The sequence below is a fragment of the Pseudomonas sp. HN2 genome, assembly GCF_020736465.1.
Classification (GTDB): domain Bacteria; phylum Pseudomonadota; class Gammaproteobacteria; order Pseudomonadales; family Pseudomonadaceae; genus Aquipseudomonas; species Aquipseudomonas moraviensis_A.
In genome coordinates this window covers 2,290,039-2,301,932 of sequence record NZ_CP085885.1, presented here as the reverse complement: position 1 = coordinate 2,301,932, position 11,894 = coordinate 2,290,039, and the positions used below count along the sequence as shown (strand labels likewise).

12 protein-coding genes and 1 tRNA gene are annotated in these 11,894 nt (G+C 58.7%); 4 read left to right on the top strand and 9 right to left on the bottom strand.

Translation table 11 applies throughout. The features are described from left to right. Positions 1 to 37: 37 nt before the first annotated feature. Together LIS66_RS10195 and LIS66_RS10190 are read left to right on the top strand one after the other, a co-directional pair. Positions 38 to 1,036 (top strand): NAD(P)H-quinone oxidoreductase, encoded by a 999-nt coding sequence (locus LIS66_RS10195; protein WP_042609466.1) that lies wholly within the window; start codon positions 38 to 40, stop codon positions 1,034 to 1,036. A gap of 114 nt (positions 1,037 to 1,150) precedes the next feature. After that, positions 1,151 to 2,095: an alpha/beta hydrolase gene (locus LIS66_RS10190; RefSeq protein ID WP_042609465.1), complete on the top strand. Its 945-nt coding sequence runs from the start codon at positions 1,151 to 1,153 to the stop codon at positions 2,093 to 2,095. A gap of 29 nt (positions 2,096 to 2,124) precedes the next feature. On the opposite strand, the gene LIS66_RS10185 is transcribed toward LIS66_RS10190, so the two are convergent. After that, positions 2,125 to 2,454: a hypothetical protein gene (locus LIS66_RS10185; RefSeq protein WP_042609464.1), complete on the bottom strand. Its 330-nt coding sequence runs from the start codon at positions 2,452 to 2,454 to the stop codon at positions 2,125 to 2,127. A gap of 195 nt (positions 2,455 to 2,649) precedes the next feature. Here LIS66_RS10185 and LIS66_RS10180 point away from each other — a divergent pair, with 195 nt between their 5' ends. Beyond that, positions 2,650 to 2,925, top strand: coding sequence for a hypothetical protein (locus LIS66_RS10180; protein ID WP_227974167.1), 276 nt, complete (start codon positions 2,650 to 2,652; stop codon positions 2,923 to 2,925). Between the two features lie 73 nt (positions 2,926 to 2,998). Here LIS66_RS10180 and LIS66_RS10175 read toward each other — a convergent pair whose 3' ends face one another. From LIS66_RS10175 to LIS66_RS10165, 3 genes are all read right to left on the bottom strand, one after another. Further along, the gene (locus LIS66_RS10175) at positions 2,999 to 3,286 is read right to left on the bottom strand and encodes a hypothetical protein (protein ID WP_042609462.1); all 288 of its coding nucleotides are present in this window, start codon (positions 3,284 to 3,286) and stop codon (positions 2,999 to 3,001) included. A gap of 175 nt (positions 3,287 to 3,461) precedes the next feature. Then, positions 3,462 to 4,490, bottom strand: a complete 1,029-nt coding sequence (rtcA, locus tag LIS66_RS10170; protein WP_227974166.1) for an RNA 3'-terminal phosphate cyclase — start codon at positions 4,488 to 4,490, stop codon at positions 3,462 to 3,464. A gap of 173 nt (positions 4,491 to 4,663) precedes the next feature. Beyond that, on the bottom strand, positions 4,664 to 5,890 hold the full coding sequence (locus LIS66_RS10165; protein ID WP_042609460.1) for an RtcB family protein: 1,227 nt from the start codon (positions 5,888 to 5,890) through the stop codon (positions 4,664 to 4,666). 193 nt (positions 5,891 to 6,083) lie between these two features. Between LIS66_RS10165 and rtcR the strand changes: the two genes are divergently transcribed. Further along, positions 6,084 to 7,715: an RNA repair transcriptional activator RtcR gene (rtcR, locus tag LIS66_RS10160; protein WP_227974165.1), complete on the top strand. Its 1,632-nt coding sequence runs from the start codon at positions 6,084 to 6,086 to the stop codon at positions 7,713 to 7,715. A 735-nt stretch (positions 7,716 to 8,450) separates the two neighbouring features. Here the strand turns inward: rtcR and LIS66_RS10155 are convergent. The 5 genes from LIS66_RS10155 to pheT form a co-directional block, all read right to left on the bottom strand. Then, positions 8,451 to 8,627, bottom strand: coding sequence for a hypothetical protein (locus LIS66_RS10155; RefSeq protein ID WP_165839172.1), 177 nt, complete (start codon positions 8,625 to 8,627; stop codon positions 8,451 to 8,453). Positions 8,628 to 8,705: 78 nt separating this feature from the next. Beyond that, positions 8,706 to 8,782 (bottom strand) — tRNA-Pro (locus tag LIS66_RS10150). An 89-nt stretch (positions 8,783 to 8,871) separates the two neighbouring features. After that, complete coding sequence (locus LIS66_RS10145) at positions 8,872 to 9,228, bottom strand: MerR family transcriptional regulator (protein WP_003179985.1); 357 nt, start codon at positions 9,226 to 9,228, stop codon at positions 8,872 to 8,874. Then, positions 9,209 to 9,511 (bottom strand): integration host factor subunit alpha, encoded by a 303-nt coding sequence (gene ihfA / locus LIS66_RS10140; RefSeq protein WP_002553164.1) that lies wholly within the window; start codon positions 9,509 to 9,511, stop codon positions 9,209 to 9,211. Before ihfA ends, LIS66_RS10145 begins: the two co-directional genes overlap by 20 nt. Positions 9,512 to 9,514: 3 nt before the next feature. Then, complete coding sequence (pheT, locus tag LIS66_RS10135; protein ID WP_116657266.1) at positions 9,515 to 11,893, bottom strand: phenylalanine--tRNA ligase subunit beta; 2,379 nt, start codon at positions 11,891 to 11,893, stop codon at positions 9,515 to 9,517. Position 11,894: the final 1 nt, after the last annotated feature.

The window sequence follows — 11,894 nt, the reverse complement described above, 5'->3', positions numbered from 1 at the left end:
CGCTCCCATCTACACGACCTTTTTCACAGGAATCGACATGTCACTGCCCAATGAAATGACCCGTATCGAAATCACTGAACCAGGCGGCCCTGACGTATTGCAAGCCAGGCGCGTGCCTCTGCCAACCGTTGCCGAAGGCCAGGTGCTGATCCGCGTTCACGCCGCCGGTATCAATCGCCCGGACGCCCTGCAGCGTGCCGGCAAGTATCCGATGAAACCCGGCATGGACCCGATTCCCGGCCTGGAAGTGGCTGGCGAAGTGGTTGCACTGGGGGCCGGAGTAACGCGGTTCGCAGTCGGCGATCGCGTCTGCGCGCTGACCAATGGCGGCGGCTACGCCGAATATTGCGCGGTTCCAGCGGGGCAAACGCTTCCCGTGCCGGACGGAATCGATTGGGTCCAGGCCGCCGCGATTCCGGAAACCTTTTTCACCGTATGGGCCAACCTGTTCGGCCTCGGCGGTGCCAAGGCCGGCCAGCGCGTGCTGATTCACGGCGGAACCAGCGGCATCGGCACCACCGCGCTGATGCTCTGTCGTGAATTCGGCATCGAGGCGTTCGCTACCGCTGGCAGCGCTGAAAAATGCGCGGCAATCAGTCAGCTGGGCGGACAACCGATCAACTATCGGGAAGAAGATTTCGCCAAGGTCATTGCCGAGAAGACGGCAGATCAGGGCGTGAACGTGATTCTCGACATCATGGGTGGCTCGTATCTGAACGGCAACATCAGCGCCTTGGCAATGGACGGGCGTCTGGTAATGCTCGGCTTCCTCGGCGGCGCCCGCGCCAATGACGTTGATTTGTTGGCGATCCTCGGCAAACGCGCGGTGGTCACCGGATCGCTGCTGCGCGCGCGTACCGCTGCGGAGAAAGCCGCAATCGCCGATCAATTGCGCGACCAGGTGTGGCCTGCCCTCGCCGCCGGGCGCTGCCTGCCGATCATCGACAAGGTTTACCCGCTCGCTGAAGCGGCCAAGGCCCATGCCCGCATGGAGGGCGGCGACCATATCGGCAAGATCGTGCTGCAGGTGGCGTGAGCGATTGCAGCATCTTGTAATCGTTGCGCATGCACGGTGGTCGAAAAACAGTCACGCGCAGACCGAGGCATCTGGTAAAAAGCGTTCTTTGTCTGCGCCGTGGTGAAACGATTAATGTCCCTGTCCTTCCTGACTCGTCTGCGACGCCGCCGTCTGGTGTTTGCCTTGATGGCTGCGCTGATCGTTGGCGTGCCGACGAGTTGTGCCGTGCTGGAACACACTGAGCGCAAACTGCTGTTCCGCATCGAACCCGGCACCGCGGGCTGGTATCGTGGTCTGCCCGGCAGCGTTCAGGAACTCGATCTGCAACCGAAAAGCTTCAAGGCCGGGCAGAACATCCATGCCTGGTGGTGGCCGGCGGAACGTGCCAATGCCCCGGCAATCCTTTATTTGCATGGCGTGCGCTGGAACCTGACCGGGCAATTGTTTCGCATCGAACAGCTGCGCGCGGCGGGTTATTCGGTGTTGGCTATCGACTATCGCGGGTTCGGCCAGAGCAAGGGCGATTTACCATCCGAAAGCAGTGTTTATGAAGATGCCCGCGTAGCTTGGGAGCGCTTCCAGCTGCTGCAACCCGATCCGAACAAGCGCCTGATCTACGGCCATTCCCTCGGTGGCGCAGTGGCGATCGATCTGGCCGCTGAGCTTGGGAAGAATGCCGCGCGCAACCACACGCCTCTGCCGGTGCGCGGGCTGGTCATTGAATCGACCTTCACCTCGCTGGCCGATGTGGCCGCCGCCGTGGCGAAGACCTCGCTACCGGTGCGCTGGTTGCTGTCGCAGAAATTCGACTCCATCGACAAGATTGCCGATATTCACATGCCGCTGCTGGTGGTGCATGGCATGGCTGATGCCTTTGTGCCGCCGCGCTTCAGCGAACAATTGTTCAATGCCGCTGAGCAGCCCAAACGCCTGCTCCTGGTGCCCGGGGCGACGCACAACAACAGCATGGCCCTGGGTGGCCAGGGTTATCGCAAGGCTCTGGATACGTTGATGCAGACCAAACCGTTGCCGCGGATTGCGGGACCGGCGCTGGGCAAGGGTTCTCGCGACTCCTGAATCATGTAAACAGCTTCGGTAAAACAGCATCAGCGCCGGGCCAATTCGTGGCGCACGCATTGTTCATAATAGGTCTGCTTGACCGCTGCCGGTTTGAGCTTCGAGCTGCTGTTATAGGTCTGCTCGGTAATCCCCATTGCCGTCATGCGCATCCAGGGCTGCTGAAATCGGCGAACCTGCAATTGCTTGCGAGCGCCGTACAGCGAAACGCCGGACAGCTTGGATTGCTGCGCACCGGCAGCAATGTCCGAGCCCCAGGTGCAGGCAAAGCGATGGCCCTTGCTCAACTCTCTCGCCTGCACTCCCGAAGCGATCAAAGCCAGGGAAAGCGCCGCAACGGTGATGACAATCGTCCGCATATAGCCAACCTAACCTTTTGAAAAAAGGCGATTTTGCCGGGGCGAATTACCTCTGGGGGCCAGCAATTTGCCTGCTGTCGAGAGATTTTTTATCAGGGAGAGCACAAAACAGGCATCGCCGCTCGTCCACTACCGCGCACCTTTGGCAGGCGGGCCTATCCAAAGCAGTACATCCCCGAGTAGAAGGCCCACGAGATGAACAAGAAAATTCTCGCCCTGTCGTTCTTCAGCCTGTGCTTGATCGGTCCGCTCCATGGCTGGGCAGCCGAAACGACAGCGGGCGCCTCCACCCCTGCCACCGCCCTGCCCGGCGTCAATCACGCAGAAAGCTCTCGCGATCATGATGAGAAGGCAAACAAGAAAGGCGAAGAGTCGTCAGGCGCCAACGCGGGCTCAGAGCCGCATGAGACGGAAAAGGATGCGGCGACGTCGAGCGACTCCGAAGATCTTGAGAAAAAAACCGCTCAGTAGAGTCTTCGATAAACGAAAAGGCCAATGTCATCGACACTGGCCTTTTTATTTCAGTTCTGAGAGAACTGCTTCGTCATTGCTTGGTGCATTGAGCGCCCAGCCCCATGCCCATGGAACCCAGAGCAACCATCGGGCCGCTTGGCAGCTCGCACGTGTATTCACCACCTTCGGTTTGAGCGGTGTAGAAGGTCGTATTGAAGTCGCTGCGAATGTTGGAAACCTTGATAACGGGTTTGCCGATGGTGGTCTGTGCTCGATTCTTGAGATCGCTCTCCCCCGGCTTGACGGTCTGGCATCCAGTGACCGCGAGCGCCAATGTTGCGAATAAAGCGAGAACCGGGATAGTCCTTGATGAGTTCATTGCAGATCGACCTTTTTGATTTTCATACCGGAGAAATTCTGGCAATAAGCTGCCAAGCGAAACGACTTTAAAGTCGAGCCGGAACTGGGGCAATTAGGTCGGATGTGCTAATGGCTGAAGGCTAGCGGCGCTCTCGGTCAACGTTTGCAAATGCCTTCAGGATTGCAGGGCGCTGCTAAGCGGTTGGTGAAATCTCCAGGCGCAAGCGATCACTGCCCTCCTCCTGGCAATCGATACGCACCGGCAAAAACAGCTGGATGACTTCAATGTTGCTGCGCAGATGATCCGTCATACGCGGCGTGGTGAACGATCCGCCGCCGGCCAGCGCCATTGGCAACAACAACTGATCGGCGAGATGTTCAGCTACCGCGGCATCACTGCGCAACCAATCGGCTGCCTGATTGATCGCGGCATCGGCTACCTTCTCGGCACGCAACGACACCCGGCCAAACGCGCTGAACACTTCAGTCACGTGCTCAAAAGCATATTCCAACAACAACACATTTCCCGGACCGCGTGCCGGATCAATTGTCACGTGTTGCAGCGCATCCGATGGCCAGTTCAAACGCTTGGCCACATGACTGAGTTCGCGCTGAGCAACGGTAGGCGCAAGTCCGGCAGTCAGCGCCAAAGCCTGTCGTGAAATCGCCTCCCCGCGCTCACACAGATCCAGTCGCATCAGGTTCGAAGGCTGCACTCGAACTGCAATCTCACCACCGCCGGCCGGGACAAAACCATGAAGCAGCAAGTCCAGCTCGACATCGCCGCCCATGCGCCGCAGCAGCGGTAGCCAACTGCGCGAGAGGAAATCAGTCGGGGGCGCCAGCGGATTGTGCGTGCCACCGGAGATCGTCACTCGACTGGCCTGCGGTGCCCGCATCAGGGCTGGCAGCAACGTCTGCAGAACCAGCGTGCAACTGCCCGCCGTGCCGATGGCGAACTTGAAATCGCCTGCGCGGATTACGCCCGGTTCGAAGCTCAAGGCCTGCGAATCCAAATGCGCCCCGCAGATCCGTGCACCACAAACCTCCGCCGCCGCCATTACGGCTGTCAGATGCTGCCGCAACAGTCCCGGACGGCTGCGTCTGGCGCGTATCTGTCTAATGCGAAACGCCCGGCCTGTCACCATCGACAGGCTCAGCGCACTGCGCAACACTTGGCCGCCGCCGATCGCGCCGTCCAGTTCAATTACATCCTGTGTCATTGCACTTCCTTACGCGTACAGCACGACAGTGTCCCTGAGGTACCGATCCAGCCGCCGCGAGTCTTTCTGAGTTCTGAGTAATGTTGGTACTTCGCGGCTCGGTTCGCCCGCGATAAACCAGTGCAGTGCCGCACGATGCCATCGGTAAGCGCTCTCACCAGCACTGCAGTCCCTTATCCTTTGACGCAGACCACTTGACGCAGGGTGTGCAGCACTTCCACCAGCTCGCGCTGGGCGTGCATGACTTTGTCGATGTCCTTGTAGGCCATCGGAATCTCGTCGATGACCGCTTCGTCCTTGCGGCACTCCACGTGGGCGGTGGCGCGAATCTGATCGGCGACAGTGAACGTGCTCTTGGCCTTGGTGCGGCTCATGGTGCGTCCGGCGCCGTGGCTGCAGGAACTGAACGATTCTTCATTGCCGAGACCGCGGACAATGAAGCTCTTCGCGCCCATCGAGCCCGGAATAATCCCCAGTTCACCTTTCTTCGCCGACACCGCGCCCTTGCGCGTGATCAGTACGTCATGACCAAAATGCCGCTCCTTCTGCACGTAGTTGTGATGGCAGTTGACCGCCTCCAGCGCGACTTCAAACGGCTTGCGGATAATCTGCCGCGTGGCCTGGATCACCGCGCACATCATCAGTTCGCGGTTCTGTCTGGCGAAATCCTGCGCCCAGCCCACCGCCTCCACATAGTCATCAAAATGTCGGCTGCCTTCTTCGAAATAGGCCAGGTCACGGTCCGGCAGGTTGGCGATGTGCTGACGCATATCTGCTTGGGCCATCTGGATGAACAGGTTGCCGATGGCGTTGCCGACACCACGCGAACCACTGTGCAACATGAACCACACCCGGTTGGCTTCATCCAGGCACACTTCGATGAAGTGGTTGCCGCTACCGAGAGTTCCCAAGTGCCCACGGTTGTTGGTGTGGGCCAGTTTCGGATACTTGTCGGTGATCAATTTGAAGCGCGGCTGCAAGCCCGCCCAAGCCTGATCGGCTTGCTGCGGAATCTCGTCCCAAGCGCCTTTGTCTCGCCGCGAACGACTCAAACTGCGGCCATGGGGAACCGCCTGTTCAATGGCACTGCGCAACCCGTGCAGGTTGTCAGGCAAATCGGCTGCGGTCAGCGACGTGCGCGCGGCGATCATGCCGCAACCAATGTCGACGCCCACGGCAGCCGGAATGATCGCGCCAACCGTTGGAATTACGCTGCCGATGGTTGATCCCTTGCCCAGGTGCACGTCCGGCATCACTGCCAGATGCTTGAAGATGAACGGCATTTTCGCCGTGTTCATCAACTGTGCGCGGGCTTCGTTTTCAACCGGGACGCCTTCGGTCCAGAGTTTGATTGGTTTGCCGTTGGCAACTTCTAGAAGCTGGTAGCTCTGATCTTTCATGTTTTGTTGTCCTGTTCGTTTCCATCAGCATTGCAGCCGCTGTGCCAGCTCATGACTTTCTCTCTACATTTTTTCTAAGTCTATGTTTTTGAACGGTTTATCTGAATTGTAACTGGCGACTTGAAACCCATCAGAGACAAACACGCCTTGGAAAATTATCATTGAATATCGTCATTTATCTTATGAGATAAGCATGTCCAGCAAACGCACGGTGGCCATTGGATTTATCGGAACTACCCTCGATCGCGTCAGCAAAGCTGGCAACCGCTGGACCCACTGGCGCCCCACAGTAGGCCTGTGCCAGCAAACAGATCTGCCGATTCATCGACTTGAGCTGATCCACGGCCTCGATGCCCGCGACGTGAGCCTCGCGGAGCGCATTACTGTTGATATTCAGCAGACATCTCCAGGCACCGAAGTGCGCCTGCATCCAATGTCGCTGCGCGATCCCTGGGATTTCGAGGAGGTCTACGGCGCCCTGCACGATTTCACCACTGCTTACAGCTTCGACACTGAGACCGAGGATTACCTTGTACACATCACCACCGGCACCCACGTCGCGCAGATCTGCTGGTTCCTGCTCACCGAAGCGCGCTATCTGCCGGCCCGACTGATCCAGACCTCCCCCGCCAAGCGCAACAGCGATAACGAGCCCGCCTGCGGCACCCATGCGCTGATCGATCTCGACCTGTCGCGCTATGATCGCATCGCCTCACGCTTCGCCAGCAAGCGCCTCGAAGGCCTAGAGTTTTTAAAGTCCGGTATCGCCACGCGCAACGCTGCATTTAACCGCTCCATTGAGCAGATCGAGCGCGTAGCGGTGCGCTCCAGAGCACCGATGTTGCTGATTGGCCCGACCGGCGCCGGCAAATCCTTCCTGGCCCGACGCATCTACGAACTCAAACGCAATCGCCATCAGATGCAGGGACGCTTTGTCGAAGTCAATTGCGCCACCCTGCGGGGCGACGGCGCAATGTCTGCCTTGTTTGGTCACGTCAAAGGTGCCTTCACCGGGGCACAGAACGCTCGCGAAGGCCTGCTGCGCGCTGCCAATGGTGGAATGTTGTTTCTCGACGAGATCGGCGAGCTTGGCGCAGACGAACAAGCAATGCTGTTGAAGGCCATCGAAGAGAAACGCTTCTTCCCGCTGGGTTCGGACAAGGAAGTGGAGAGTGATTTCCTGATCATCGCCGGCACCCACCGCGACTTGCGCAGCCGAGTCGCCGAGGGAATGTTTCGCGAAGACCTGTACGCTCGGATCAACCTGTGGACGTTCGACCTGCCCGGCCTCGCCGGCCGCCGCGAAGATATCGAGCCGAACATCGACTTCGAACTGGAACGCCACGCTCGCGAACATGGACAACGGGTGCGTTTCAATCTCGAAGCGCGCCGACGCTACCTGGACTTCGCCAGTTCACGCGAAGCAGCCTGGCTGGGCAACTTTCGCGAACTGTCCGCATCGATCACGCGGATGGCGACTTTGGCCGACAGCGGGCGCATCAATGAAGAGCAGGTGGACGATGAGATTGATCGATTGCGGTTTGCGTGGGGCCTGGCGCAACCCACTGCGGTGTCAGACGAGTTGCCGGGAGATGGCGAGCAGATGGACTTGTTCGACCGTTTGCAACTGAAGGCAGTTCTTGAGGTGTGCCGACAGGCAAATAGTCTGTCGGATGCCGGTCGACAGCTGTTCGGTGTTTCCCGGCAGATCAAAGCGCAGCCCAATGATGCTGATCGGCTGAGGAAGTATTTGGGGCGCTTCGGGCTTGAATGGGCTGAGATCGCAGGCACGAAGAAGCACAGCGCCTCTGATCACACACGTTAAATGATCACCGTAGAAAAAATGAATTAGCCGGCTGATCTCTCGGTCAAGAATTATGAACGTAGTAAATCTGACGAGGTGACAGCAATGACTATCCAGGCAGAGACACTCGTACAACTGACCGAAGCGCTTCAAGAGCGCGGCATGAAGATGGTCTCAGACGTCCATTTCACCCGCGCACCTTACCGATACAACCACCGCTGGATTTGCATCGTAGAGTGAACATGCTTGTTGCCGGCGCCTGGATCGAAGCATCCAGCCGCCGGCGCCGCTCGCATTCGCCCCTGACGCCTAGATGACCTTCTCCCTATCCATCCCGGCTACGTTGGTAGCATGTTCGATGGCAATAAAAACCCGGCACCATGGCCGGGTCGATATCGATCGATGGCGGCTATTTCGCACCGCCGTTATTTCGGCCTGTCTGGGCATCTTGATCAGAGCCAGGATTTCCGGGTGGCGGATTCCAGTCCTCTGGTCGTTCGTCGGTACCCTGCTTTGGCTCAGAGTCAGCTTGCTCCAGACCGGAGTCATGACCCTCGCCAGAGTCAGGTGTTTGCTCGCCTGGTCCCGGATATGGCGCTTCCGGGCCGTTGTTGTCGTCGATCATCATTCTCTCCCGTCAGTGGCGCAGGGGTTGCGCTTATTGTTGAGAGGAGGTGCGCGGATTCGGCGTGCGATCTGCTCGACGAGCGGACATGAAAAAGCCCCGTGCAACAACGAGGCCGAGTGTCCGATAAATCATTTATTCCGTTGCAGCCAACCTATCAACATGAAAGCCAAGCCAGGTATCAATAGGCCCGGCGCGACGTACGCAAAGGTTCCGCTGACGAGAAGACCATTAAGGCCGAAAACAAAGCCGCAAATTGCAAGTGGCAGCCCAACAACAAACATTGGCTGTTTGAACGCCTTATCCATGACTCGACTCCATTCGCAAATCTCACGCACATGAAAAAGGCCAATGCTTTGAACATTGGCCTAAGTCATTGAAAAATATGGTCGGGACGGAGTGATTCGAACACTCGACCCCTAGCACCCCATGCTAGTGCGCTACCGGACTGCGCTACGCCCCGACTGATGTTGCATTTCGTTCTTCATCTCGAAGAACGCTCAAGAATATATCGCAAGCTTTTGAAAACTGGAAGTATTCAAACGCAGCTTTTTATTTCTTGAGCACCACAAGCACATCTTCCAGTTCGGCAATCATCTGCCGAATCATCTGTTTGTACTGGGTGGTGTCGTCTTTGGCTTCGTCGCCGGAGAGGCGCAGACGCGCGCCGCCGATGGTGAAACCCTGATCGTAAAGGAGCGCGCGGATCTGCCGGATCATCAGCACGTCCTGGCGCTGATAATACCGGCGGTTTCCGCGGCGTTTGACGGGGTTGAGCTGAGGAAACTCCTGCTCCCAATAGCGCAGCACGTGTGGCTTTACGGCACACAGCTCGCTGACTTCACCGATGGTGAAGTAGCGCTTGCCCGGGATGACGGGTAGTTCGTCGTTATGACTTGGTTCCAGCATAAGCCTCAACTCGGGCCTTCAACTTCTGCCCTGGACGAAAGGTGACCACACGGCGAGCCGTGATCGGGATTTCTTCCCCCGTTTTCGGGTTGCGGCCAGGCCGCTGGCGTTTGTCCCGAAGGTCGAAATTGCCGAAACCGGACAATTTGACCTGCTCGTTGTCTTCAAGAGCGTGCCTGATTTCCTCGAAAAACAGCTCAACCAATTCCTTGGCTTCCCGCTTGTTCAGGCCCAGCTCTTCATACAGACGTTCCGCCATCTCAGCTTTCGTCAAAGCCCCCATACGTCACTTCCTTAACGTGGCGTTCAACCTTTGTTCGAGCGAGGTGAGGATATTTTGCGTCGTCGAATTCACCTCATCGTCATTAAGAGTGCGCGATGGATGCTGCCAGGTCAAGCCGACTGCAAGGCTTTTTCTATCAGGATCAATACCTTTACCCTGATACACGTCAAACAGCCTGAGCTCTGTGAGCCATTCGCCTGCATTTTCACGGATTACGTCCAGCACAGCCGAGGCCGCGACGTCTTTGTGCGCGATCAGTGCAAGGTCACGACGCACTTCAGGAAAGCGCGACAACTCGTGGAATTTCGGCATTTTACCGAGCGCCACTTCCGCCAGAACCAGCTCGAAGACAAATACCGGACGATCCAGACCCAGTGTTTTCGACAGCTCAGGGTGAATAGCACCGATAAAGCCTACTTCACGACCGTCACGCTCGATGCGCGCAGTCTGACCCGGATGCAGCGCCGGGTGTTTGCCCGGTGCGAAGGTGAACGAGTCCAGGGCACCGGCGAAACCCAGTACCGCTTCAACATCGGCCTTCACATCGAAGAAGTCGACGGTATCGCGACCCTGCGCCCAGCCTTCCGGCAAGCGGCTACCGCAGACAACCCCGGATAGCATCGGCTCCTGCTTCAAGCCTTCAAGCTGACCGACGAAGCGCAGGCCGCTCTCGAACAGACGCACACGGTCCTGCTGGCGGTTGAGGTTGTGCTGCAGAGCCTTGACCAGACCTGGCCACAGCGACGAACGCATGGCAGCCATGTCGTTGGAGATCGGATTGGCCAGCAAAAGCGGCTCGACGCCTGGATTGAACAGCTCGAACTGCTTCGGATCGATGAAGCTGTAGGTGATCGCTTCCTGATAACCACGGGCGACCAGCAACCGGCGCAGCTCAGGCAGATCGCTACGCGCTTCGGCCTTGGCTTGTGGCGCAAGACGCGCTTGCGGGTAGCGAACCGGCAGACGATTGTAGCCGTACAGACGAGCCAGCTCTTCGATCAGGTCGACTTCGAGACTGATATCGAAGCGATGGCTTGGCACTTCGACGCGCCACTGCCCTTCTCCGTCAGCGGTAATGTTCAGGCCCAGGGCGCTGAGCAGACGCTCGACCTGTGCCGAATCCATTTCCATGCCGAGCATCTGAGTGATGCGCTGGGCACGCAGAGTAATCGGCGCGATCGACGGCAGATGCTGCTCGCTGACGGCCTCGATGATCGGGCCAGCTTCGCCGCCGGTGATTTCCAGCAGCAGGCCAGTGGCTCGTTCCATGGCCTCACGGGCCAGCTGCCAGTCAACCCCGCGCTCGTAACGATGCGACGCGTCGGTGTGCAGGCCGTAGGAACGTGCCTTGCCAGCCACTGCAATCTGATCGAAGAACGCAGATTCGAGGAACACATCACGCGTGGTTGCGGAAACGCCGCTGTGCTCGCCACCCATGACACCAGCGATCGCCAGCGCACGAGTGTGGTCGGCGATCACCAGCGTATCGCTACGCAGGCTGACTTCCTGCCCGTCGAGCAGCACCAGTTTCTCGCCCTCTTCCGCCATGCGCACACGAATGCCGCCATTGATTTCGGCGAGATCGAAGGCGTGTAGCGGCTGACCCAGTTCGAGCATCACATAGTTGGTGATGTCGACCGCAGCGTCGATGCTGCGTACGTCAGCGCGACGCAGACGCTCAACCATCCACAGCGGGGTTGGCTTCGACAGGTCGACGTTACGGATGACCCGCCCCAAGTAACGTGGACAGGCGGCTGGCGCCAGCACCTCGACCGAACGCACTTCGTCGTGCACCGCTGCAACCGCAGCCACCGCAGGGCGGCTTACCGGCACGGCGTACAGCGCGCCGACTTCACGGGCCAGACCGGCCAGGGACAGGCAATCGCCGCGGTTCGGGGTCAGGTCGACCTCGATGCTGGCGTCTTCCAGATCCAGGTACACACGGAAGTCTTCGCCCACTGGCGCGTCGGCCGGCAGCTCCATCAGACCGTCGTTGCCTTCACCGACCTGCAACTCGGCTTGCGAGCACAGCATGCCGTTGGACTCGACGCCGCGCAGCTTGGCTTTCTTGATCTTGAAGTCGCCCGGCAGTTCTGCGCCGATCATGGCGAATGGAATCTTCAGGCCCGGGCGCACATTTGGCGCTCCGCACACAACCTGAAAGGTTTCTACGCCATTGCTGACCTGGCACACGCGCAACTTGTCGGCGTCCGGGTGCTGTTCGGTGCTCAGCACCTCGCCCACCACGACACCACTGAATACACCGGCGGCCGGAGTAACACTATCGACCTCAAGACCGGCCATCGACAGACGGGCAACCAGCTCGTCGCGATCTACCTGCGGGCTAACCCAGCCACGCAGCCATTGTTCACTGAATTTCATC

Bases quoted from the DNA above. Each gene is read 5' to 3' on its own strand.
- LIS66_RS10195 (WP_042609466.1), top strand. From the start codon at position 38: ATGTCACTGCCCAATGAAATGACCCGTATCGAAATCACTGAACCAGGC.
- LIS66_RS10190 (WP_042609465.1), top strand. From the start codon at position 1,151: ATGTCCCTGTCCTTCCTGACTCGTCTGCGACGCCGCCGTCTGGTGTTT.
- LIS66_RS10185 (WP_042609464.1), bottom strand. From the start codon at position 2,454: ATGCGGACGATTGTCATCACCGTTGCGGCGCTTTCCCTGGCTTTGATC.
- LIS66_RS10180 (WP_227974167.1), top strand. From the start codon at position 2,650: ATGAACAAGAAAATTCTCGCCCTGTCGTTCTTCAGCCTGTGCTTGATC.
- LIS66_RS10175 (WP_042609462.1), bottom strand. From the start codon at position 3,286: ATGAACTCATCAAGGACTATCCCGGTTCTCGCTTTATTCGCAACATTG.
- rtcA (WP_227974166.1), bottom strand. From the start codon at position 4,490: ATGACACAGGATGTAATTGAACTGGACGGCGCGATCGGCGGCGGCCAA.
- LIS66_RS10165 (WP_042609460.1), bottom strand. From the start codon at position 5,890: ATGAAAGATCAGAGCTACCAGCTTCTAGAAGTTGCCAACGGCAAACCA.
- rtcR (WP_227974165.1), top strand. From the start codon at position 6,084: ATGTCCAGCAAACGCACGGTGGCCATTGGATTTATCGGAACTACCCTC.
- LIS66_RS10155 (WP_165839172.1), bottom strand. From the start codon at position 8,627: ATGGATAAGGCGTTCAAACAGCCAATGTTTGTTGTTGGGCTGCCACTT.
- LIS66_RS10145 (WP_003179985.1), bottom strand. From the start codon at position 9,228: ATGCTGGAACCAAGTCATAACGACGAACTACCCGTCATCCCGGGCAAG.
- ihfA (WP_002553164.1), bottom strand. From the start codon at position 9,511: ATGGGGGCTTTGACGAAAGCTGAGATGGCGGAACGTCTGTATGAAGAG.
- pheT (WP_116657266.1), bottom strand. From the start codon at position 11,893: ATGAAATTCAGTGAACAATGGCTGCGTGGCTGGGTTAGCCCGCAGGTA.